The sequence below is a fragment of the Hymenobacter setariae genome, assembly GCF_007713685.1.
Taxonomy (GTDB): Bacteria; Bacteroidota; Bacteroidia; order Cytophagales; family Hymenobacteraceae; genus Hymenobacter; species Hymenobacter setariae.
Genome location: NZ_VMRJ01000007.1, coordinates 213,457 through 235,339, shown reverse-complemented (window position 1 = coordinate 235,339; position 21,883 = coordinate 213,457). Strand labels below are relative to the sequence as shown.

Annotated in this window: 17 protein-coding genes, 1 tRNA gene and 1 pseudogene; 4 read left to right on the top strand and 15 right to left on the bottom strand. The window is 62.2% G+C overall.

The annotated features are described in order from the left end of the window. Positions 1-44: 44 nt before the first annotated feature. The 6 genes and pseudogenes from FNT36_RS23610 to FNT36_RS25955 all read right to left on the bottom strand — a co-directional run bounded on the left by FNT36_RS23610 (position 45) and on the right by FNT36_RS25955 (position 8,333). Positions 45-1,703, bottom strand: coding sequence for an ATP-binding protein (locus tag FNT36_RS23610; protein WP_233636182.1), 1,659 nt, complete (start codon positions 1,701-1,703; stop codon positions 45-47). A gap of 375 nt (positions 1,704-2,078) precedes the next feature. After that, entirely contained in the window at positions 2,079-2,876 is a 798-nt protein-coding gene (locus FNT36_RS25740) for a methyltransferase (RefSeq protein WP_233636186.1), read from the bottom strand. After that, positions 2,862-3,569: pseudogene (locus FNT36_RS25735) on the bottom strand (3' terminal RNA ribose 2'-O-methyltransferase Hen1); the annotation flags it as partial. The gene FNT36_RS25740 and the pseudogene FNT36_RS25735, both read right to left, overlap by 15 nt. 371 nt (positions 3,570-3,940) lie before the next feature. Continuing rightward, complete coding sequence (locus FNT36_RS23600) at positions 3,941-6,205, bottom strand: xanthine dehydrogenase family protein molybdopterin-binding subunit (protein ID WP_144852899.1); 2,265 nt, start codon at positions 6,203-6,205, stop codon at positions 3,941-3,943. 15 nt (positions 6,206-6,220) lie between these two features. Continuing rightward, positions 6,221-7,273 (bottom strand): FAD binding domain-containing protein, encoded by a 1,053-nt coding sequence (locus FNT36_RS23595; RefSeq protein ID WP_144852897.1) that lies wholly within the window; start codon positions 7,271-7,273, stop codon positions 6,221-6,223. Positions 7,274-7,295: 22 nt separating this feature from the next. Next, positions 7,296-8,333, bottom strand: coding sequence for a 2Fe-2S iron-sulfur cluster-binding protein (locus FNT36_RS25955; protein WP_317129634.1), 1,038 nt, complete (start codon positions 8,331-8,333; stop codon positions 7,296-7,298). 464 nt (positions 8,334-8,797) lie between these two features. On the opposite strand from FNT36_RS25955, the gene FNT36_RS23585 reads away from it, so the two are divergent. Next, on the top strand, positions 8,798-10,612 hold the full coding sequence (locus FNT36_RS23585; RefSeq protein WP_233636181.1) for a M61 family metallopeptidase: 1,815 nt from the start codon (positions 8,798-8,800) through the stop codon (positions 10,610-10,612). 59 nt (positions 10,613-10,671) lie between these two features. Then, on the top strand, positions 10,672-10,899 hold the full coding sequence (locus tag FNT36_RS23580) for a hypothetical protein (protein ID WP_144852895.1): 228 nt from the start codon (positions 10,672-10,674) through the stop codon (positions 10,897-10,899). Positions 10,900-11,029: 130 nt separating this feature from the next. Here FNT36_RS23580 and FNT36_RS23575 read toward each other — a convergent pair whose 3' ends face one another. The 5 genes from FNT36_RS23575 to FNT36_RS23555 all read right to left on the bottom strand — a co-directional run bounded on the left by FNT36_RS23575 (position 11,030) and on the right by FNT36_RS23555 (position 17,244). Next, a complete protein-coding gene (locus tag FNT36_RS23575; RefSeq protein ID WP_144852893.1) occupies positions 11,030-11,851 on the bottom strand; it encodes an alpha/beta fold hydrolase in 822 nt (273 codons plus the stop codon). A gap of 22 nt (positions 11,852-11,873) precedes the next feature. Continuing rightward, on the bottom strand, positions 11,874-13,277 hold the full coding sequence (locus tag FNT36_RS23570) for a sensor histidine kinase (RefSeq protein ID WP_233636180.1): 1,404 nt from the start codon (positions 13,275-13,277) through the stop codon (positions 11,874-11,876). Further along, positions 13,274-13,951: a transmembrane-type terpene cyclase gene (locus FNT36_RS23565; protein ID WP_144852891.1), complete on the bottom strand. Its 678-nt coding sequence runs from the start codon at positions 13,949-13,951 to the stop codon at positions 13,274-13,276. Before FNT36_RS23565 ends, FNT36_RS23570 begins: the two co-directional genes overlap by 4 nt. Before the next feature lie 12 nt (positions 13,952-13,963). Continuing rightward, positions 13,964-15,937, bottom strand: a complete 1,974-nt coding sequence (locus FNT36_RS23560) for a hydroxysqualene dehydroxylase (RefSeq protein ID WP_144852889.1) — start codon at positions 15,935-15,937, stop codon at positions 13,964-13,966. Positions 15,938-16,155: 218 nt separating this feature from the next. Next, positions 16,156-17,244, bottom strand: coding sequence for an alpha/beta fold hydrolase (locus FNT36_RS23555; RefSeq protein ID WP_144852887.1), 1,089 nt, complete (start codon positions 17,242-17,244; stop codon positions 16,156-16,158). Between the two features lie 326 nt (positions 17,245-17,570). Here FNT36_RS23555 and FNT36_RS23550 point away from each other — a divergent pair, with 326 nt between their 5' ends. After that, complete coding sequence (locus tag FNT36_RS23550) at positions 17,571-19,121, top strand: M20/M25/M40 family metallo-hydrolase (protein ID WP_144852885.1); 1,551 nt, start codon at positions 17,571-17,573, stop codon at positions 19,119-19,121. Positions 19,122-19,159: 38 nt separating this feature from the next. Here the strand turns inward: FNT36_RS23550 and FNT36_RS23545 are convergent, their stop codons facing one another. The 3 genes from FNT36_RS23545 to hscB form a co-directional block, all read right to left on the bottom strand. After that, a complete protein-coding gene (locus FNT36_RS23545) occupies positions 19,160-19,585 on the bottom strand; it encodes a hypothetical protein (RefSeq protein WP_144852883.1) in 426 nt (141 codons plus the stop codon). Positions 19,586-19,713: 128 nt separating this feature from the next. Continuing rightward, positions 19,714-19,795 (bottom strand) — tRNA-Leu (locus FNT36_RS23540). 24 nt (positions 19,796-19,819) lie between these two features. Continuing rightward, on the bottom strand, positions 19,820-20,368 hold the full coding sequence (gene hscB, locus FNT36_RS23535) for a Fe-S protein assembly co-chaperone HscB (RefSeq protein ID WP_144852881.1): 549 nt from the start codon (positions 20,366-20,368) through the stop codon (positions 19,820-19,822). A gap of 230 nt (positions 20,369-20,598) precedes the next feature. Here hscB and FNT36_RS23530 point away from each other — a divergent pair, with 230 nt between their 5' ends. Beyond that, complete coding sequence (locus FNT36_RS23530) at positions 20,599-20,799, top strand: hypothetical protein (protein ID WP_144852879.1); 201 nt, start codon at positions 20,599-20,601, stop codon at positions 20,797-20,799. A gap of 93 nt (positions 20,800-20,892) precedes the next feature. Here the strand turns inward: FNT36_RS23530 and FNT36_RS23525 are convergent, their stop codons facing one another. After that, positions 20,893-21,780, bottom strand: a complete 888-nt coding sequence (locus tag FNT36_RS23525) for an SAM hydrolase/SAM-dependent halogenase family protein (protein WP_233636179.1) — start codon at positions 21,778-21,780, stop codon at positions 20,893-20,895. Between the last annotated feature and the right edge of the window lie 103 nt (positions 21,781-21,883).

The following is a 21,883-nucleotide window of genomic DNA, read 5'->3' as shown; positions in this document are numbered from 1 at the left end:
GCATTGGGCGTGGTGACGAGGATGGGGGAGCGGCGCTCGGTTGGTTAGCTGCTGCCACTGGGGCGCAGCGCCATCATCTTGCTCCAGAGCACGGTTTCGTCGAAGGGCTTTGATATGCAGTCATTCATGCCGGCGGCTAGGTAGGCCTGCATATCCGACTGGTAGGCGCTGGCGGTAAGGGCCAAAATGGCCGTTTGGGCCCGCTGGGGGTCGGCGTGCCGGCGCATGTAATGCGTGATGTCTACCCCGGTCATGTCCGGCAGCTGAATATCCATCAGCACGATGTCGTAGCGGTGTTGCTCGAAGAGCGCGATGGCCGCTTTGCCGTCGGGGGCTTCATCGACCTCGGCGCCCCAGTCCTGCACTAGGCAGCTCGCAATAATCCGGTTGATATCGTTGTCTTCGACTAGCAAGATGCGCAGACCAGCGAGGCTGCCTTCCTGGGTTTGCGGGGGCACTTCGCGCACGGGGGGCTCGGCCTCAGGCAGCGCCAGTACGAAGCTAAACGTGCTGCCCTGGCCAAGCTCGGACTCGACCGTGAGCTGCCCGCCGAGCTGCGCCACTAGGGCCCGGCTGATGTGGAGGCCCAGCCCGGTGCCGCCAAACTGCCGGGTGGTGCCGGCCGAAGCCTGGCTGAAGCTCTCAAAAATGTGTTCCAGCTTATCGGCCGGAATGCCGATGCCAGTGTCGCTCACCCGGAATTCGACCGTGAAGGAACCCGCCGCCTGGGCCAGCCGGCTGATGTGGAGCGTCACGCCGCCGGCGTGCGTGAACTTGAGGGCGTTGGAAAGTAGATTAAGTAGAATCTGATTGAGGCGAAAGGGGTCGCCCAGCACCCAGGCGTGGCCCACATCCAGCCACTCGGTCTCAAAAGCCAGCGCGCGCTGCCGGGCCTGCTCGGCCAGGGGCGCTACGGCCCGCGTCACCGACTCGACCAAGTCAAACGAAATGCGTTCCAACTCCAGCTTGCCCGAGGTGATTTTGGCCACGTCGAGCACGTCGTTGATAACGCTCAGCAGGTGCTGCCCCGACGAATGGATGATGCCCACCTGCTGGCGCTGCTCGGGTGTAAGGGGCGTTTTGGTCAGCAGCGCCGCCATGCCCAATACCCCATTTAAGGGCGTACGGATTTCGTGGCTCATCGTGGCCAGGAAGGTGGTGCGAGCCGAGGCCGCCATTTCGGCCACCTCGCGGGCCTCTTTCATCTGCTGCTCGGCCAGCACCCGGTCGGTAATCTCCAGGCCGTAGCCAAGCACGAACTTGAGCTGGCCGCTGGCCTCGTGCACGGGCATGAAGTGGCGCAGGTAATAGCGCTTGCTGCCGTCGGGCTGGGGCAGCTCCTCTTCCCAGGCCACCTGGCATCGCTCGGCCACGGCCTGCTCGAAGTGAGTGCGCCGCACCACGGCCCGCTCGGGGTCGAAGCCGCGGTAGGCGCAGTACTCAAAGTCGTTCTTGCCAATAATCCAGCTCCGGATTTCGGGGCTGCGAATGGCATGCGGGTTTATAAAGCGGTAGTGGTGCGCCATGTCGAATACGGCGACATCGACGGGTAGCTCAGAGAGTATACTGTGGTAGAAGAGCCGCTGCTCGGCTTCGGCTGCCGCCACCGTCTGTTGCCGGGCCAGCTGCTGCTCCAGTTCAAGGATGCGCGCGTGAGCTTCGGCTAGGGTTACCGGCAAGGGGATAGAAGAGGTCGGGTTCATAGCAGAAAAAGGGCTCACGAAGTTGGTCATTTTTCTGCTAAAAGCAGTAATGCTCATGTCAAAGAGGCTGGCCTGGCCTATGGCGCGCTTAGCGGCTCGCGCCACTATACTATACCTCCGTAACCTAGGAAGATACCTTGGGCCCTGCTTCTGAAGGTGAGAAGCAATGGCGTTGCTACAAAAGCGGTTGCCCGGCTACCAACAGCTGCAACAGCTAGGTGGCCCCTTGCAATGGGGACTTCTGCAAACCTAGCTGTCCTAGCGAGTGCCGCACAGCAATCGCACCCAACTAGCTCGTCTCGACACGATTGCGGCGCGGCGCTCGCAAGGACAACCACTTTTTGCGTACTCTCTACTTACGCAGCAAGAGCCGGGCTAGGCTAGCCCAAACACCGCCATCTGCGAGGGAGCGCCTACGCCCTCCACTTCCTCACCCATGGGCACCACCCGGACCTGATACCCGTGGCGCTCGGCCACGCCGGTGGCCCAGGCCGCAAACTCGGCGCGAGTCCACTCGAAGCGGTGGTCGTCGTGGCGAAACTCGCCGGCGTTGAGCTTCTCGAAGAGTTGATTGTAGTCGGCATTGGGCGTGGTGACGAAGACGTGCGCCGGGCGCGCCTGCCCGAATACCACGGCTTCGAGGGCGGCGAGGCGGTTTTCGTCGAGGTGCTCGATTACTTCCACCAGCGCCGCCGCGTCGAAGCCAGCCAGGCGTTCGTCGCGGTACAGCAGCGACCCCTGAATCAGCTCGATGCGGGCGCGTTGGCGCGGCGATAGCTCGTCGAGGTGCAGGCGCTGGGCGGCCCGGCTCAGCGCCTGGTGCGATACATCCATGCCGCGGATGAACTCGATTTTGGGCTGGCGCAGCAGCAGGCGCAGGAGCTTGCCCTCGCCGCACCCTAGGTCGAGCACGCGCTTGGGGGCGAGCTGGTAGATTTCGTGGGCTACTTGCTGGAGGCGCTGGTCGTGCAGCGAAAGCTTGGGCTCCTGTACCGTGGACTCTGCGAGTCCGCGCGTGGCTTCGTCTGCCGCTGCTTGTAGGCTCGCCGTTTCTTCAGCACTGCTTTCTTGCCCTTCTACTTGCGGACCCGCAGGGTCCACGGTACTTACCTCTGGCTCGGGTAATTCTTCCTCGGTGCCTTCGAGCAGCCGGGCCAGCGTGGGGTTAACCATCGCGGCCAGGTAGCGCAGGTAGCGCCGCGTGATGAAGCCGCGCTCGGGGTGCCGGGGCAGCCAGTCGCCGCCGCGGTGCAGCAGCTTTTCGGCCTCCTGCTGGTCTACGTAGTAGTGCTTGTCGTTGTCGAGCACCGGCAGCAGCACGTAGAGGTGCGTGAGCACGTCTTGCAGGCGCAGGCCGTCGTGGCGCAGGCGCAGCGTGTAGTAGGGGCTGTCGCCCCACTCGGGCTGGGTGGGGTCGAGCGGATACGCCTCGGTTTCGACCTCGTAGCCTAGGGGCTCGAACAGGCGGCGCGGCCAGTCGGGGCCGGGCGCCGGCACTACGGCCACCGTGATGGCCAGCGGCAGCGCCTCGGCGGGTAGGGCGGGGCGGTCTTTGCAAGTGCCGTTCATGGCGGTGCCGAAGGCTTTGCTCAGCGCCACGCTCAAAAACGACGAGGCTACGTAGGGCCGGTCGTTCACGTACTGCTCTAGGGCAAAGCCTTCGCCATTGCCGCGCCCGCGCACCAGGCCCACGGGGTCGAGGTCGAGCAGCAGGGCGGCCGTTCAGCGCTCGGCCGTGGCTTCGGGGTAGAAAACGTGGGCCTGGCCGCCTGTGATTTCCAGACTTTGCAGGCGGGCGGGGTTTTTGTGCAGCAGGTAGCCGAGGTCGGTGGCCGGCTGGTAGGTGGTCGTAATCGTGAGCAGCATAAGGCAGGGGATGAGCCAGCGAGAAGCCGAATGTAGCGCCAGCGCATTGCTCGTCGCTCGTGGGACCCCACCCCCGGCCCCTCCCCTCCGGGAGAGGGGAGCCTGTCGTCAATTATTAATGGACACTTGACAGACTGCTTATTGCTTAATGTCAACGGCACTTTTTACATTAGGCTCCCCTCTCCCGGAGGGGAGGGGCCGGGGGTGGGGTCCCACGAGCGACGAGCAAATAATCAAGCCGCTCGCTCCCATAAGCTACCTTCAAAGAGCCACTACGATTAGAGCGGCCCTAGGAAAATATTGAGGGCCAGTGCCCCACTTAGCGACGCGCGAGATACTACTAGCCCCTAGTGAAGCTGCCAGGCGTGCCGCTAGCTAGCCAACGCTTTCAGCAGCTTATCGGGCGTGAGAGGCAGCGAGCGCAGGCGCTGGCCAGTGGCATGAAAAACGGCATTGGTAATGGCTGCGGGTGTTCCCACACAGCCGATTTCGCCGATGCCGCGGGCACCTAGGGCACTGATGTGGGGGTCCGGAATATTGAGTGCCTCTACCAGGATGTCGGGCGTATCGGCCATGCTGGGCACGTGGTAGTCGGCGAGGTTGCGCACCACGGCGCGGCCGTTGCGGGCGTCATAGTGGGTGGCTTCCATGAGTGTGGCACCTAGGCCCATGCTCATGCCGCCGATAAACTGCGAGCGCGCCGTTTGTGGGTTCATGAGCCGGCCCACGTCGTAGACGGCGCACAGTTGCGCCACCCGAATGGAGCCGCTGGCCTCATCTACGCGCACCTTGGCAAACACCGCCCCGAATGAGTAGAACGAGAATTGCTCGCGCTCGTCACCCGGCTTGGCCGTACCCTCGGCGCTGATGGAAGGCAGTTTGGCGCGCTTTAAGATAGCCGCGTAGGTCTCGCCCTGAGCGGCGTTGGCCTTGCGCACCAAGCGGCCGTCGCGGGCCTCAATGGCCTCTTCAGACGCGCCGAAAAGGGGCGACTTGGCATCGCGAGCGGCTAGCTGCTTGAGGGCGCTGAGGACCGCCTCGCTGGCAGCCGTGGCTGCCGGGCCCACGGTGGCCGTAGTGGCCGAACCGCCTGTAGTGGGCGCCTTTGGTAGGGCTGAGTCGCCTAGCTCAAACCGCACGTTGTTAACGGGTAGGGTTAGCGCGTCGGCGCTGATTTGGCGGAAGATGGTGTAGGCACCGTTGCCTAGCTCGTGGGTGGCGCTTTGCACCAAGGCGTGGCCATCGGCAAAGATGGTGGCGCGGGCCGAGGCCTCGCGGCGGGCGGCCGGGTACATAGTAGTGGCCACGCCGTAGCCGATGAGGCTGTTGCCCTCACGCATCGAGCGGGGCTTGGGGTTGCGGGCGGCCCAACCGATAAGCTCTTGGCCGCGGGCGTAGCACTCACGCAGGTGCTTGCTGCTAAAGGGCTTGCCGGTTTCGGGGTTTTTGTCGGCGTAGTTGCGCAGACGCAGCTCTACCGGGTCGATATTCAGCTCGGTGGCCAGCTCGTCGATGGCACACTCCAGGGCCCAGCCGCCCACGGTTTCGCCGGGGCCGCGCATGGGGCAGGGCGAGGGCAGGTTGAGGTGCGAGAGGTGGTGCGCAAAGCCCAGGTTGGGCACTGCGTACATCATGCGCGAAACCCGGGCGCAGGGCTCGGTGTAGCCACTCACCATCGAGGTTTGGGCCTGCGTGTCGTGTTGCAGGGAAGTAAGCTTGCCGTCGCGGGTGGCACCTAGGGACAAGGTTTGCCGGGTGGCGCCGCGCTGGCCCGCCGTGCTAAACATATCCTGCCGGCGCAGCTCAATCTTGACCGGGCGTCCCACCACGCGGGCGGCCATCGCGGTCAGCAGCGCCGGGGCATATAGCCAGCCTTTGGACCCAAACGCCCCGCCGATAAATGGGCAGATAATGTGCACGTTATCCTTGGGTAAATTCAAGGATGCGGAAATGACTTCTTGCAACGTGTCAACGCCGCGGGTGGTGTCATACACCGTCAGGTAGTCGGCGCCGTTGCGCTTTTCCCAGCGCGCAATGGTCGCGAGTTGCTCGATGGGATTGTGGTGCGTGATGGCCGACTCGTACACTCGCTCTAGCTTTACTGACGCGGCGGCCAGGGCCGACCTAGGGTCGCCAACGGTCACTTGCAAAGGTTCTTCCTTGCTGCCTGTGAAGGCTTCGGGCAGCGTTTGGCGGCTGGCGGTGGCGCGGTCTAGTTCGGGCTTGGCTTCGTCGTAGGTGATGCGTACTAGCGAGGCGGCGTAGCGAGCGTGCTCGTGGGTGTCGGCTACTACCACGGCCAGCGGCTGGCCAGCGTAGGCAATGGTCGCATCTTGCAAAGGCTGCAGCGTTTCGGTGATGCCGCCCTCGCCGCGAAACAACGTGCCGCCCACCTTTTCGGGCATGGGTTGCAGGCGCGGGGCATTGAGATAGGTGAGTACCGCTAGCACGCCGGGGGCTTGCTGCGCGGCCTTGATATCAAGCGTGCGCACCTTGCCGTGGGCAATGGCACTCGTGGCGAGCGCGCCGTAGGCGAGGCCCGGCAGGTCCCACTCGGCGGTATAGCGCGCGCCGCCCATCACTTTGAGGCGGCCATCTACGCGGTCGAGCGGTTGCCCGGTAGCTTCGGTTAGCATAAGAATAGAATCTACTTAATTGGGAGTGGCAACCTGGCCGGCCATGCCGCCTACGCTGGCCGCGAAGGCAGTACCGGCCGGGCCCTGCAAGGGCTGCAAGCCACTGGTTTCGAGTAGGGCGCGCACTAGCAGGTTACGGCCCATGGGTATTTTGTAGGCGTTGTGCTCTAGCGGCTTGGCGTCGGCAAAGGCAGCCGCGGCGGCGGCCTGGAACAACTTTTCGGTGGGCTGCTGGCCCGCGAGTAGCGCCTCGGCCGGTGTGGCGCGCCAGGGCTTATGCGCCACCCCACCTAGGGCGATACGGGCGCGCTTGATTTTGGCGCCGTCCATCTCTAGCGCCACGGCGCACGAGGCGAGGGCGTAGGCGTAGGAGGCGCGCTCGCGCACCTTGAGGTAGTGCGAGCGGCCCGCGAAGGCGGGCAGGTCGATGCTGGTAATTAGCTCGCCGTGTTCTAGCACGGTGTCAAGGTGCGGGGTGGTGCCGGGCAGCCGGTGCAGGTCGGGGAAGGCGATGGTGCGGCTGCCGCGGGGGCCGGTGGTTTGCACGCGGGCATCGAGGGCGGACAAGGCCACGGCGAGGTCGCTAGGGTGGGTAGCCACGCAGGCTGCCGAGGCCCCAAACAGCGCGTGCACGTGGTTGTAGCCACCGATGGCCGCGCAGCCACTGCCCGGCGTGCGCTTGTTGCAAGGCTGGTCTAAGTCGCGGAAATAGGGGCAACGCGTACGCTGCAAGGGGTTGCCGGCCATGGTGGCCATGTTGCGAATCTGCACCGAGGCCCCCGCCAGCAGCGCCTCGCTCACGGCCGGGTAGCGCGCCTGGATGGCAGGGTAGTACGCTGCTTCGGTATTAGTGGCGTTGGCGCCGATGCGCACGCCGCCTTCAAAATCAGTGATTTGGCGCAGCGGCAGGCCCGCCACATCTACCAGCAGGCTGGGCTGGTGCACGCCTTCTTTTAGTAAATCGACCTGCGACGTGCCGCCGGCGATAAACGCCGCGTCGGGGTTCTTGGCTACGACAGCCACAGCTTGGTCGCCGCTTTCGGCGCGCTGGTATTGGAACGGATGCATGAGCTAGGAGGGGCTGGGGCGGCTAGGCGCGTTGGGCCTCCTGAATGGCGGCGATGATGTTGGGATAAGCGGCGCAGCGGCACAAATTGCCGCTCATGGCCTCGCGGATTTCGACCGCCGAGCCGTGGCGCGTGTGCTGGTCGGCGAGTAGCGCGGAGGCCGACATAATCTGGCCCGGCGTGCAGTAGCCGCACTGAAACGCGTCGTGCTTGATAAACGCGGCTTGCACGGGGTGCAGCGTGTCGCCCTTCGCCAAGCCCTCGATGGTGGTGATGGCCTTGCCCTGCGCCATCACGGCCAGCGTGAGGCACGAAAGGGCGCTGTGGCCATCTAGGTGCACGGTGCAGGCGCCACATTGGCCGTGGTCGCAGCCCTTTTTGGTGCCGGTGAGGTGGAGGTTTTCGCGCAGCGCATCGAGTAGCGCCGTGCGCGGGTCGAGCTGTAGGCGGTGGCTCTTACCGTTAATGTTCAGTTCAACAGGCAGCATAGCGGAGCGGTTGTCGGTAGGGGGTGGGCTAGGTAAAGCGGTTTCCGGGGCCGCCGCTACTACGCTGGGTAGCGCTAGCAGCGCCGCCGCCGCCAGCGTGGCCATCACGAAGGTGCGGCGCGACATTCCGCCGGTTAGTACCTCTGTGCTAGCAGCTGCTAGGTCGGGGGCATCCAGCGGCTCGGGGCGCAGTGCTTGCAGCGCCGCTAATACCTGCCCAGGGCGTATATCCTGGCCGGGCTCGACTACCGTTTTCCAACGCAGTACGCCTTCTTCGTCGAGCAGTAGCAACGCCCGCTGTCCGGCTACGCCTAGGTGTATCGCCAGCTCGCCGCGGTAGTCGAGCGAGTGCCACGCCTCGGGCGCTGCCTCCGCAAAGGCCACGCCGCTGCCAAACTCCTGCGACAAGCGCGCAAAAATGGCGCTCTGGTGCGCCTGCGCCGGGTCCCATTCGGTGGGGGCAAAGGCTAGGATAATAGGCCGGCCGCGCCGCTCAAATAGAGTAGAGCCGTCGGGCAACGGGCCGTTGGGCACCGTGTCGCCGGGTTGCAGCGCGGAAACTAGGTTGTGCATTATGGAGGGTAGGCTAGCGCAGAGTGTTGTGTATAACTGATACGCGGTTTTGAGGTAGTCGGGGGGTATTGTTGGCTAAAATTCTTATGTTCAAAACCGCAGAGATGGCTTTTGCTGAGGTTGGTGGTCGCGGTAGCTAGCCAGCGTGAGGTTAGCATAGCGTCATGGTATTTTCCTAGTAGGTCTCGGCTTGATTAGGAACAGCGTTAGCTCGGGACCCCACCCCCGACCCCTCCCCTCCGGGAGAGGGGAGCATGACGACAGCTTACGTCTGCTTGCGGTTGGCTCCCCTCTCCCGGAGGGGCCGGGGGTGGGGTCCCACGCCAGGACGAGCAATAACCCAGCCCAGCCGCCCCTCAGATTATCTTTGAGGAACCGCCGTAGCGGAGAGGACCTAGAGTAATGTCACTAGTCAACTTCTTCGCGGCGGCGCAGTACGTCGTTCTTTACCCCGCATTTATCTCTTGAAACTAGCTGCCCTTTTTAGCCTGCTGCTCGCCGCGGCGGCCCCCGCTTACGCCTCGAAGGCGCCCCGCGAGCTCACCTACACCGTCTCGATGGACCCTACCGCAGCCGCCCACCAATTTCAGGTGCGGCTCGAAGTGCCGAAGCTCAGCAAGGAGCAGGGCGTGTACCAGTTTGCGGCCACCGCGCCCGGCACCTACCAGGTCATGGACATGGGCCGCTACGTGCGCGACTTTGCCGCTTTCGATAGCAAGGGCAAGCCCCTAGGTAGCGAGCAGCTGAGCACCAACCAGTGGGAGCTAGCTGAGCCCGAAAAGACCCGCGAAATCCGCTACACCATTGCCGAAACCTGGGCCACGCCCGTGCCCGAGCACAACGTGTACCTGATGTGCGGCTCGTCGCTAGAGGCCGACCACGCCCTCGTCAATGGCCAAACCGTGCTGGGTTACCCGCAGGGCTGGCAGGCCAAGCCGCTGCGCCTCAAGCTGAACTACCCCAATGCTTGGAAAGTCGGTACCGTGCTGGTGCCCGATAAGGAGGGTTACTACCACGCCAAGAGCTACGACCAGGCCGTAGACTCGCCCTTCTTGCTCGGCAACCTCACCAGCACCACCACCAAAGTAGGCAATGCTGACGTGGCCCTCTACTGTTACTCGGCCAAGGGCCAAGTGCAAGCCCAGCCGCTGCTCGGCCACATGCAGAAGATGCTCGGCGCCGCGCAGGCCTTCCTAGGGGGCGATTTGCCGGTGAAGCGCTACGCCTTCCTCTACCTGTTTAGCGACAAAAGCGCCGGCGCCTGGGAGCACTCCTACAGCTCCGAATACATTATGCGCGAGGGCGAACTCACGCCGGAGTTTGGGCAAAACGTGGTGGACATTGCTGCCCACGAGTTCTTCCACATCGTGACGCCGCTTAACATCCACTCCGAAGTGGTGGAGCACTTCAACTTCGTGCAGCCTACCGGCTCGGAGCACCTCTGGCTCTACGAGGGTGTGACCGAGTGGGCCGCCCACATGATGCAGCTGCGCGGCGGCCTGGTGCCACTCAACGATTACCTCGCCGGGCTGCACGACAAGGAGCAGGCCGACCGCGCCAACTTCGATACCACATACACGCTCAGTCGCCTAGGTCTCAAGTCTTTCTCCGACGAGGGCCAGCGCCAATACGGCAACATCTACCAGCGCGGCGCCCTCACCGCCACCATGCTCGACCTGCGCCTGCTGGAGCTAAGCCACGGTACCCGTGGCCTGCGCGACGTGCTCTTGCAGCTCGCCAAAAAATACGGCCCCGACCACCCCATCAGAGAGCAGAACTTCTTTCAGGATTTCACCGCCCTGACCTACCCCGAGATTGGCGACTTCTTTAAGCGCTATGTGCAGGGCGCCGAGCCGCTGCCCTTGCAGCAGTACCTAGGGCGCATTGGCATCCGCTACGAGGCGGCGCACCACACCGGCCGCCAGCTGGCCAGCCTAGGCTCCGTGGCCTACGACCGCCACGAAGACGGCAGCGTGTTCATCAAGCGACCCAGCCCCGCCATGCAAGCCGCTGGTATCCAGCCCGGCGACGAGCTACTGGCCGTGGGCGACGTGCCCGTGGTGGGCCCTACCTATGCTGGCCTCAGCAAGAGCCGCATGGCCGCCCGCACACCGGGCACCGACCTAGGGCTGCGCATTCGGCGCGGCACAGCCGCCCCTAAGGAGGTGCCCGTCAAGCTGACGTCGGCCGAAGAAATTCAGCGCTACTACTTCGCGCCCGACCCCGCCGCCACGCCCGAGCAACTGGCCGCCCGCGCCACTTGGCTACGCAATTTGTAGCGACGCCACCCGATAGTGGTGGGTTATCCACATTGATTAACTGACTTATCCACACTAATATGTCTGAAGAAACCTTGCCGGCTACCAAAATGCTGACCTTCTTTTCTGAAGGGGCGAAGAAGGGCCAGAAGATTAAACCCGTGCCCTTTTCTAAAGCCGAACTGCTAACCTTCCCGGAGGTGAAAGAGTGGCTGGCGAAAGGCTACGAGCTAGATAGCTTCGAGAACAAGCTTTCGCCCAAAGACCCCAGCCAAGTAATTGTGCTGGTGGTGCTAACGCGGGAATAAGTTCTATTCAGTGTAATAACTACATAAACGTCTGTCATGCTGAGCCCCGCGAAGCATCTCTACCGCATGTTGGACGCGCGAGAGATGCTTCGCGGGGCTCAGCATGACAGACGTTTTGTTAGGGTATTTTTTAGTGAGGAGCGTTTGAAATACGCTTTGCCCGAAAGAAAGCGTCCACTTTCCGGTTGAATTCGTCGGCGTGTTCTTGCAAGGTGGCGTGGCCGCTATCGGGTACTATCCAGAGCCAGGCGCGGCGCAGGTGGCGGTAGATGGCCACCGTATGCTCTAGCGTTATCACGTCGCGGTCGCCGGCGATGATGAAGGCCGGCGCTGCCACTTGGCGCAACCTAGGCAGCGGCATGTTGGGCTGGAATACGTCGAGCGTGAACACCTTCCAGTCGTTTTTTAACTTTAGGTCGGTCAGCGTTTTGCCTTTGTTTTCTTGGTAGCCGCGCTGCTGCTGGCGCCACAGCGCGGGCGTGAGGGCGGTGGAGTCGGGTGAGAAATTGGCGCCGGTGGCCGCCAGGCGTTTCACTTTCTTAGGGTGGCGCAGGGCCAGCACCACGGCATTAATGCCGCCATCACTCCAGCCCAGCACGTAGGCCGAGTCGAGGCGCAGGCTGGTGAGTAGGGCCGCAAAGTCGTCGGCCATCATCTCGAAGCTCAGCGAGTCGCCGGGGTCTACTGACTGGCCATGGGCGCGGCTGTCCACCGCCAGCACGCGGTAGTGCTTGGCGAAATAGGGAATGTTCTGCTTGAAGTCCTGGATGCTGCCGCCGTTGCCGTGAATGAGTAGCAGCGGCGGCCCCGCGCCGTACTCTTCGTAGTAAAGCCGCACGCCACGTACGGCCTGGTAGTGGCCCGCGGCTGGGTTATGGCCGTAGGGCACGGCCTGCCCCGCTGCCAGCAGCGTGTAGAGTAGCAAGAAAACAAGGTATCTGAAGCGGCGCATAGGCTAGGTGTTGGCCAGGCACCTAGGTGCCTGGCAGCGTAATGGCAAACGTAGTACCCACCCCCACTTGACTTTCGACCGTAAGCGTGCCGCCGTGGCCGTTTACAATAATGTCGTGAGTGAGCGAAAGGCCCAGGCCGGTGCCCTCGCCCGTAGGCTTAGTGGTGAAAAAGGGCTGGAATATTTTGGCCTGTATGTTGGCCGGAATGCCCGCGCCGTTGTCGTGTACGCGCACTTCTACGCGGTTGCCCACGGCCCGCGTGGCCACGCCCACGGTGGGCGCGTAGTCGGGCTCGCCGGCCTGCTGGCGCTGGTGCACGGCGTAGAAAGCATTGTTGAATAGATTGAGCAGCACGCGTCCTAGGTCGGCCCCGGCGCCTAATACCAGGGGCAGGTCGGGCGCCAAGTCGAGGGCGAGGGTAGCGTTGAAAAGTTTGTCTTTGGCCCGCAGGCCGTGGTAGGCTAGGCGCAGGTATTCGTCGGCGAGGGCGTTGAGGTCGGTGGGCTGGCGCTCGCCGGTGCTGCTGCGGCTATGCTCGAGCATGGCCCGCACAATGCTGCCCGCCCGCTGCCCGTGCTGGCTGATTTTGTGCAGGTTCTGCTGCACGTCGGCCAGCAGCTCGGCTTCCAGGGAGGCGTCGCGCTGGGGCTTCTGCTGCTCTTCTTCTAGCTCGTCGAGCAGCTCGGCGCTGACCTCGGCGAAGTTGTTGACGAAGTTGAGCGGGTTTTGAATTTCGTGCGCGATGCCGGCCGTGAGTTCGCCCAGGCTCGCCATTTTTTCGCGCTGCACCAGCTGGGCCTGCGTGGCTTGTAGGTGGTCGAGCGATTTTTGGAGTTGCTGTTGGGCCTGCTCTTTCTTCTTCAGCGTGTCCTCAATCAGCAAATACACCACCAAGCAGATGATGAGCATGTTGGATACGAAGCTGATAGTGCGCACCTCCTTAGGCAGCCTAGGTTGCTGGTCGAGGTGTTGCCAGTCCCAGACGCCAGCCAGCACCACATCGGCTACAAACAGGAAAAAATAGATGCGCGCCGTGCGGTAATTGGTGAATAGCAACGCCCCCAGCGGACTCAGAATAGCCGACAAAATGATGCCGCTGCTGTCGATAAACCCCCCGATGGCCACGTGCGCCATAATGGGGTTCAGGATAATAAAAACCAGCTGCGTAGTGGTGAAAAACGTGTAGCGCTTGGTGATGAACAGCACCAGCAGATTGAGCGCCGAAAACCCTACGTAGATAAACGTAGCGATGGGCGCCAGCGGAAACCCCAGCCACGCATAGAGCATGGAGTAGGGCAGGGCCCCCAGCAGCGTAAACAGCGTGAGCCGCACCGCCGTGGTGCGTTGCTTAAACTCCTCTTCGCTCAGCCCCTTAAACCCTAGGGGGTGCCACAGGTATTTTTCCCAGCGGGTGCGCTCGCTCATACGGTGGCTAGCTGCGCGGCGGGCTGGCTGCGTTGCAGGGTGAAGATGGCAATGTAGGCCGCATTGAGCAGCGTGGTGAAGGCGCACATCGACAGCAAAAACCAGTCGGTGAAATGCGAAAAGCAGAACAGCGTCACGAGTAAATTGCCGAGCCCCGCGCACCACACTGAGGTGTAGGAAAACAGCCCTAGGTTGTTCATACTCAAGAAAAGCGTGAGGTAGAGCATGCCCATCAAGATGCTGAGAATGTAGCCCGAATAGGCGCCCATGTGGCTGATGGGCGCATCGTAGAGCTTGATGTAGAAGTACAGCATCACGCCCCAGCCCACGATGCCGCAGGCCAGCACCAGCCGCGCGTGCCGGGCCAGCGGCGCAATGAGAATCTGCTTGTAGCCGTAGCGGAAAAACCCGTACACGATGTAGCAATCCAGAAAAAACCAGGCTCGGTAGCCCCACACGTACAGCTCGCCCATGTCGGTGTGAAACACCCAGCTCCACAAGAACTCCCAGGCAATATTGGCGCAGCCCGAAATGATAGGAATATCGACAAACTGCCGGGTGCGGATGCCGCGAATAGTGAACACGTACACGACCACCCACAGCAGGCAGCCCCCCGCAAAGCACACGTGCTCGAAGGGCGTATAATCTTTGAGATTGAGGATAACGGCAAGCACGGCGGGCGAAGATTAAGCGGGCGAAAGGGTGCTGGCAACGGCGGCGGCCGGGCGCCGCGCCGGGCGGCGCAGGTGCTGCCACCAGTAGTTGGCCTCGTGCAACAGGCGGGTGGGGAGGTCACCTAGGGCATCGCTCCAGGGCAGGCCCTTGGCAAAGCGCCGGCGGTCGCGCCAGCGCAGCACGGCCAGCACGTCGGGCTCGTGCAGCTGCCAAATCTGGCAGAACGGCGCCCCGCTGCCGCTGGCCGCGATAATGCCATTGACAGCGCGGCGGGCGGCCTCGTTGGCGCCTTCCATAGTAGCCAGGTCGGTGTTGGTGCGCACGTAATCGGAAGCCAGAAATAGGTTTTCGACGCCGCAAAAGCTCTCGGGGCGCAGGCTCCACGAGTTGGCCGTGTTCACGAGCAGCGGCTCAGTGTTGTGGTCGGCCACGAAGGGGCTTTTGATGGGCGGTGGCAGCGGTTGGTTAGTGCCGGTCTCGATGTCCGAATCGACGTAGCAGCCCACGCACATCTCGTCGGTGAGCAGGCACTCGCCGTTGGCCTGCGTCAGGCTTTTCTTGAGCTCGGCCCACACCTCGCGCACTATTTCGGGCAGGGTGCACTTCTCGGCCGATTTATGATTCAGGCCCTTCTCAAACCAGTTGCTGACGTCCACCGACAGCAGGCCCTTCACCTCACCGTTGCCGTAGCTGCTGAGCGGGTGCTGCGGCCAAAATTGCGCCTGCGAAATAGCCGTGACCGCCCACGGCGAGTCGAGACAAATGATGTGGCCCGGCGCCAGCGGCACGTCTTGGTTAAGGTAAAACTGGATGCCGTTCATCCAGTTCAGGGCCTTGGTGCCGGGGGCCGCCAGCTTCTCGATAAAGCCCAGCGTGGCGTCTATCTTCAGCAGGTCGGGGCTGTTTTTGAGCACCTGGGCCATCTGCTCCACGGGTACGGCGGCCACGTAGTAATCGGCCTCGATGCGCTCTTCGGCATCGCCCACGTCGGGGCGCACAAAGGCGGCCGTGATGCGGCGCGTATCGGGGTCGCACTCGAAGCGCGTGGCGTAGCGGTGGTGGTGGTAGCGCACGCCTAGGGTGGTCAGGTAGTCCAGCCAGGGCTTAAGCCATACCTCATTGGTAGGTCCGTTGAGAATGCGGTCGGTGTGGGCCGTGGGGTCACCGATGAGCAGCAGCAATTGCAGCAAAATGTCGCCCCCGGTTTTCACGCTCATCAGCTTGGGCTGGGCCGCCACCAGCGAGCGCGTGAGGCCGCCCACACAGTACACTTCGTAGGGAAAAGGCACGCCGGGCTTGGTACTGGCCGGCGCTCCTAGGTTGCCGTCGGCGGGCGCGACGGGGCGCAGTGGTGCCAAGGGCGGCAGCGAGTCGCGGTGGCGCTCGGCGTCGGTTTGCATGAAGTCCCACCAGCTTTGGCGCTCGTACACCTGCTGGCGGCGCTCGTAGCTAGAAGTCAGAATCTGCCACAGGTTGCGGGCAAACAGCTTTTTGTCGGCGGCCGTGAGCCCAGTGTGCGCCTGGGTCAGGTCCTGCACAATGGTTTCGAGGTCGGCGCAGGTCTTCGGAAAATTGACCAGCGCTGGCAAGGGTGCCTGGCCAAACCGCGCCAGCAGTACCCGCTGCGACGACACCAAATTGTCGAACACCCCTTGCGGATTAGTACCGTAGGGAATGCGCTTCATGGTGTCGGTGATGTGCTTGTAAAAGCCCGGAAAAAAGCGAAACCCGTGCTCGCCCGGCAGGTCGGGGCGGCGCGCGTCGCCGGGGCTGGGCGCCGGGGGCAGGGCAGTTTCGCCTAGGTGCAGCAGCTTGTCAAAGGGCACGTCTACCGAGCGCGCTTTGCCGCCCACGTACACCGGCTGCCGCTCGTACACATCCACCGCAAAGCCTCGCTCGGCCAGCTCGTGAGCGGCGCTCATGCCGGCCACACCGCCGCCCAGCACGGCCACTTTTATCTTAGGAGTAGAAGTCGAAGTGGCCATAAGCAATGGGTGGGATTATGAGAAGATATATTTTCATTTGTAAGGTATAGCTAATTTTAGAAATAGTGATACTGTATATGCCTAAGAAATAAAAACCCGTGCTTACGAAGGAGTTGGCGCCAGTTTCCTGCGCACCCGAGAGCTACCAAAAAGCCCCACCCCCTTTCGCTGAAAAGGGTGGGGCGGGGGACCTAGGGCGGCGTGAGTTGCCAGGTAGCCTATTGCGGCTTATCGGTCAGGGCCAACAATTCTTGCAAATAGCTGCCCCAAATGGCGGGGTTGGAGTGGGTGCCGTGCCCAGTAGTGAGGTCCGTGATGGGCAGCAAAATGTAGCGGCCCTTGGATACCTTCTTAATCTCGACATCCAGAATACCTAGCTCAGGCGGGTTCACCTGGTCGTCGGCTGAGTTGATGGCAAACAGCGGCGCCTTGATGCTCCCTAGGTGCGGGGCGGGGTTGTAATCGCGTGAAGCGTCGAACTGGTAGATAAAGTCGTTGGCGTCGAGCGTGCGGTAGAAGTTGGCTTCGGTCTTGGCAAGGGTGGCCTCGGCCAACTCGCGTGTGGGCGCCAGCTTTTGCATTTGCTTGGGGCTGCTGCCCATCACTATCATCGAGGAGGAAGCGCCGGCCAGGCCCACTTTGGGCTGGGTGGTGTAGTTGCCGCCTTGCCAGGCGGGGTCCATCTGTATCAGGTCGATGGCCATTTTGCGCAGCATGCGGTTGCGGCCGGCTATCTCCACGGGCAGGCTGGCCAGGGGCAGCAGGGCATCCATAAAGCCGGGGTAGGTGTAGCCCCATACCCAGGTTTCCATGCCGCCCATCGAGGTGCCCATCACCAGGCGTAAATGGGCCACGCCGAGGTGCTCGGTTAGCAGGCGATAGTTGGCTATCACCATGTCGTCGTAGGTGTATTTCGGAAATTTCATGCGCAGCCCGTTGCTGGGCTTGCTCGACTTGCCGTGGCCGATGGCATCGGGCAAGATGACGTAGTACTTGGCCGCATCCAGCGGTTGCCCCGGCCCAAACAAGTGCCCGGCAAATAGGTCGGTCAAGAAGCTGGTGCCCGCGCCCGTGGTGCCGTGCATGATGAGCACTGCGTTGGTAACGTGGCCGGCTTTATCGCGCTTAGGTTGCCCAACAGTGGTGTAGTGCTGGCGCAACGCGGGCAGCGTTTCGCCGCTCACAAAGCGAAAATTATTCAGCGTAAAATCGCCGGGTACCGGCGTGGGGTACGCCGCCTGCGCCCGACCACCTAGGGGCAGCACCAGCCAGCAAAGCAGGAAAAACGCGAGTCGAGATGAAGCCATAGGAGGGATGCTGGGCGTGCGTAACCAACCGCTGAAAACCCACGCGCCAGCCAGCACCAAATGACGTGAAAAAATGTGAATGGTGGTGTCAATTATTGGCGGTTAAAGCAAGTCTCGAATTTTGTGTAGGCCTGGCTCGGTGGACGTGTGACCCCACCCCCGGCCCCTCCCCTCCGGGAGAGGGGTGCCTGACGTTTGCCAACGTCTATTTGCGGTTGGCACCCCTCTCCCGGAGGGGAGGGGCCGGGGGTGGGGTCACACAGCAGCCAAGTGACTACAGATGTAGTCACTACTGCCTTTCGGTTTCTATCGCCTTACTTGGGTGCATGAAGCACTCCTGCTCGTTTGGCCGTTTGCTCGGCGTAGTAACTATCCTAGGGCTCTTGCTGGCAGCTGTGCCGGCCGCTACCATCTTGCAGCAGGTGCGGCAGTACCGCCAGCAGCACGAGCACGAACTTCTGGCCGAATACCTGCGGCTGCTAGCCATTCCGAGCGTGGCGGCCGACAGCGCGGGGCTGCGTCGCACGGCCATTATCATCGCCGACATGATGCGCCAGCGCGGCTTGGCCAACGTGCAATTGCTGCGGACCACCACGCCCGGCGTGCCGCCCGCTGTGTTTGGCGAGGTGCGCGTGCCGGGCGCCACTCGCACGCTGGTGTTCTACGCCCATTACGATGGCCAGCCCGTGAACCCCGCCCAGTGGGCGCCCGGCCTGAGCCCGTTTAAGCCCGTGTTGGCCAGCGGTTCATTGGCCAGCGGCGGCCAACTGCTGCCACTTCCCGCGCCCGGCACCCCACTCAATCCCGACTGGCGTCTCTACGCCCGCGGCAGTTCCGACGATAAGGCTGGGGTAATGAGCATTCTGGCAGCTTACCAAGCCCTAGCCCAGCGCCGCATCAAGCCCACTGTTAATCTCAAATTCTTCTTCGAAGGCGAAGAGGAAAAAGGCTCGCCGCACTTGGCCGAGCTGCTGCACCAGCACCGCGACCTATTGAAGTCGGACCTCTGGATAATCTGCGATGGTCCGGTGCACCAGTCGGGCCGCAAGCAGGTGGTGTTCGGCGCCCGTGGCGATGTCAACGTCGGTCTCACCGTGTATGGCCCCAAGCGCCCGCTGCACAGTGGTCACTACGGCAACTGGGCACCCAATCCCGCCCTAGGGCTGGCCCAGCTACTGGCCTCTATGAAAGACAGCACTGGCCGCGTCACCATCGCCGGCTTCTACGATGATGTAGTGCCCCTCACTGCGGCTGAGCTAGAGGCCGTGCGACGCGTGCCCGCCGTGGAGGCCAACTTGCAGCGCGAGCTGGGCTTTGCCCAGCCCGATGGCGCGGGCCAGTCGCTGGTAGCGCTTCTAAACCAGCCCTCGCTAAATATCAATGGCCTGCGCAGCGCCAACGTGGGCGCGCAGGCGGCCAACGTCATCCCGACGACCGCCGAGGCCATGCTCGACCTGCGCCTGGTGCTAGGTAATGATTATCAGCGCCAAATCGAGAAAGTAGTGCGTCATATTCAGCACCAAGGCTACTTCGTGACCCGCGCCGAGCCCACTGATGCCGAGCGCGCTCAGCACCCGCGCCTAGTGCGCGTGGCGCCCGAAACCGGCTACAATGCCCAGCGCACCCCCATGGACGCGCCCGTAGCGCGCAGTGTAGTGCAGGCCGTACAATCGACCGTAGCGCAGCCCATTGTGCTGTTGCCCACCTCGGGCGGTAGCCTGCCACTCTACGTGTTCAAGCAGGAGCTGGGCGCCGCTACGCTCACCGTGCCTGTGGCCAACTACGACAACAACCAGCACGCCGAAAACGAGAACATTCGCCTAGGTAACCTCTGGGATGGCATCGAGACGATGGCCGCACTCATGACCAGTAAGTAGCCGCCTAGATAGGAGGTAGCCTGCGTCACACGCAAGCCTCAGCGCTCATAGGTATGCGCAAAACCGTCGTAATAATTGTCGCCCAAAACAAGTCGAGGAGTTAATTCTAGGACAACGAATGTTTGCGGCTGCTTGCTGCGCAAGGTTAGTGCCCGCGCGGGTTGGCCAGTATAAATGCTCTTGATTGACCCTAGCGAAAAGGTGCCCGTCTCCGTTGTTTGCGCGCCGCCCGGCTGGGTGGTGCGCCGCTGGTAAGTGCTATCCGCCTTGAGGACCCATGTATCGGTCGAGCCGGTCGAAGCCGGGGTATGATTTTGCTTTCCCGATATCCCGCCCATGCTGGACACCCAGTGCCATTCGCCCACAATCCTTTGGTCGGTAGCCGCAGGGCTTACGCTCGCCTTTTGGCAAGCAGCACCAACGGCTAGTAGCGTCGCAAGCGCGCAATAAGAAGTGTATTGCATAATGGGAGCCAGAGGAAACACTAATTAGAAGAGTGACTGCCAGCTGTTTTAGTTGCACGCGCAATAAGCATAGAAGCAAAAAAGGCCCTTTCTTCAATTAGAGAAAGGGCCTTTTTTAGTATTTCTAGTACCTGGAGCCGGAGTCGAACCGGCACACCTTGCGGTAATGGTGTTTGAGACCATCGCGTCTACCGGTTCCGCCATCCAGGCAACTACTTTCGCTCGGCCGGTAATTCACGAGCGGGCCGCAAAGGTAGCCAATTGCTGGCGAAGCCGCAAGAGATAGCGCTTTTTTAAGTAATAAGTCTTCACTTGCCCTAGGGCGGCAGGGCGGTGGTCGGCGGGCAGTTGCGCGTAGCCCGCCAGTACCGGCTGAATACCAGCATCGAGCGTATCGGCCAGGGCAGTCACTTCAGCTGCGAGCTTGGCCGTAGCCTCGGCATCGGGCTCAAACTCCAGCTCCATCAGCTGCTCGTTCAGCTCCATTACCTCCATCAAAAAGTCAGAAGGCAGCTGGTTTTGGGCGCTGCCTTCTTCGAGCAAGCCGTGCAGACCTAGGAGGTAGGCCATGCGCCGATCGGGGTCTTGCAGGGTACGGTAGGCGTCGGTGTTCAGAGTCGAGAGGCGTAGCGCCTCGGCCTGCGCCGCTGGAGTATCCTGGGCGTGGAAGTCGGGGTGCAGCTCGCGGCTGAGCTGGTAATACTTGGTTTTGAGGGCTGCCTCGTCGAGTAAGAAAGCTTCGGGCAAGCCGTAGAAGGCGAAATAATTAGAAGAATCAGACATAATAAAATGCTCGGAGTAGCAAAAAGAGTAGGTTGCTAAGCAGTACAGCAATGGGCCGCTAGTAGTTGGCCCGTTAGGTGGCTCAGGCAAAAAGTAAGTTGCCCAGCACGGTGCTAAAAGGTGGGCAGCCAAGGGGTTCCTATTGCCAAGTCACTTAGCCTCGGGCCTAACCTCTGGGGCAGTAGTACGTAAGATTTAGCATTCTCACTTCATTTTCTTTGTTTTCGACTATGAATCCGCTTTCCTGCCGCCCCCTGTGGCTCGCTGGCCCGGCGCTCGTACTGGGTGCCCTACTAGCCTCTTGCTCTAGCCAGCCCGCTGCTACCGAACCTAGCAAAACCGCCGAAGTTGTATCGGACAGCAAAACAGTAGATGTCACGGCTCCCAGCCCCGACAGCACCAACACCGACACTACCAAAGCCACGCCGTAGCCCCGGCAAAAACTGCCGTTGCGCAACGCAGAAGCCGGTAGGAAAAAGTCTCATACACGAGGCTTTTTCCTACCGGCTTTTTTAGACTCATTGCTAGCTCACTACGGCTTCTACTTTGCTTTCAGCTTCAAACCACACATCCACCTGCGAGTCAAAATACAAGCCTAATAGCTCGCTGGCGTGCCCCTGGTTGATGGCAATGCACAAGCAGCCCTGTGGGTTGAAAGCGCACACAATCTCGCCGGGTGGGGCCGCGGCAAAGTGCGGCCGCAACTCGCGCACGGTTTCGCGGCCAAACTTGATGATGGGCGGCCGGTCGCGGCTCGTCACTTCCACCGCCTCGCGCGAAATGTTGGTAATCAGGTTGCCGTAGTGGTCCACGTGCACCACGTGGCCCGTGATACGGTTGTCTTGCAAGCGTACCTGCCGGTTGGTGAGCGAATACAGCTCGGTAGTAGGCGCCCCCAGCTTGTCAAGGGATTTTCCGAGGGCCAAATGCACGGCGGCTGGCGCTAGTACATCGCGCGTGGGGTTGAAGGCCGGGGGCGGCAATAAGGCACTGGTTGCCGCGGGGCCGGGGGTAGCCCCGCGCAGGCGCACGAGCCGTTCGGGCACCCCATCGCAGAGCAGGGCCAGCACGCCATTGTCGGCGGCCACAAAGTAGTGGCCTTGGTGCTGGGCGGCGTGCCAGGCAGGCGCGGCCACCGCCCCAGTGGGGCTGGCGCCGTAGTCGCTCACGGCAATGAGGTGGGTGGTGCCCACTGGAAAATCCCGAAATACGGCCCGCAGCACGTGCACCGCGTGCGCAATATTGTAGGGCTCCACGCCGTGGGTGATATCCATCACCGCCAGGGCAGGGGCCAAGTGCAGCAAACGGGCCTTGAGCGCGGCCACATAGTGGTCGCGGTAGCCAAAATCCGTTAGTAGCGTTAGTACGCCCATGCCGCAGTTGCCGGTTTTTTCGTAGTATTGTTTGGTCACCAGCCGCCAGGCTGGAACGGCTGCAAAAGTAGTTCCGTTATAGGGGTAATCCGCCCCACCCACCCGGCCGGGCCGGTAGTAAACATGGTGCCAACCGGGCACT

Excerpts from the sequence above, each read along its gene's own strand:
- FNT36_RS23545 (WP_144852883.1), bottom strand. The coding sequence starts at position 19,585 with ATGCAATACACTTCTTATTGCGCGCTTGCGACGCTACTAGCCGTTGGT.
- FNT36_RS23550 (WP_144852885.1), top strand. The coding sequence starts at position 17,571 with ATGAAGCACTCCTGCTCGTTTGGCCGTTTGCTCGGCGTAGTAACTATC.
- FNT36_RS23570 (WP_233636180.1), bottom strand. The coding sequence starts at position 13,277 with ATGAGCGAGCGCACCCGCTGGGAAAAATACCTGTGGCACCCCCTAGGG.
- FNT36_RS23610 (WP_233636182.1), bottom strand. The coding sequence starts at position 1,703 with ATGAACCCGACCTCTTCTATCCCCTTGCCGGTAACCCTAGCCGAAGCT.
- FNT36_RS23600 (WP_144852899.1), bottom strand. The coding sequence starts at position 6,205 with ATGCTAACCGAAGCTACCGGGCAACCGCTCGACCGCGTAGATGGCCGC.
- FNT36_RS23530 (WP_144852879.1), top strand. The coding sequence starts at position 20,599 with ATGAATCCGCTTTCCTGCCGCCCCCTGTGGCTCGCTGGCCCGGCGCTC.
- FNT36_RS25955 (WP_317129634.1), bottom strand. The coding sequence starts at position 8,333 with ATGCACAACCTAGTTTCCGCGCTGCAACCCGGCGACACGGTGCCCAAC.
- FNT36_RS23560 (WP_144852889.1), bottom strand. The coding sequence starts at position 15,937 with ATGGCCACTTCGACTTCTACTCCTAAGATAAAAGTGGCCGTGCTGGGC.
- FNT36_RS23595 (WP_144852897.1), bottom strand. The coding sequence starts at position 7,273 with ATGCATCCGTTCCAATACCAGCGCGCCGAAAGCGGCGACCAAGCTGTG.
- FNT36_RS23580 (WP_144852895.1), top strand. The coding sequence starts at position 10,672 with ATGTCTGAAGAAACCTTGCCGGCTACCAAAATGCTGACCTTCTTTTCT.
- FNT36_RS23555 (WP_144852887.1), bottom strand. The coding sequence starts at position 17,244 with ATGGCTTCATCTCGACTCGCGTTTTTCCTGCTTTGCTGGCTGGTGCTG.
- FNT36_RS23575 (WP_144852893.1), bottom strand. The coding sequence starts at position 11,851 with ATGCGCCGCTTCAGATACCTTGTTTTCTTGCTACTCTACACGCTGCTG.
- FNT36_RS25740 (WP_233636186.1), bottom strand. The coding sequence starts at position 2,876 with ATGGTTAACCCCACGCTGGCCCGGCTGCTCGAAGGCACCGAGGAAGAA.
- hscB (WP_144852881.1), bottom strand. The coding sequence starts at position 20,368 with ATGTCTGATTCTTCTAATTATTTCGCCTTCTACGGCTTGCCCGAAGCT.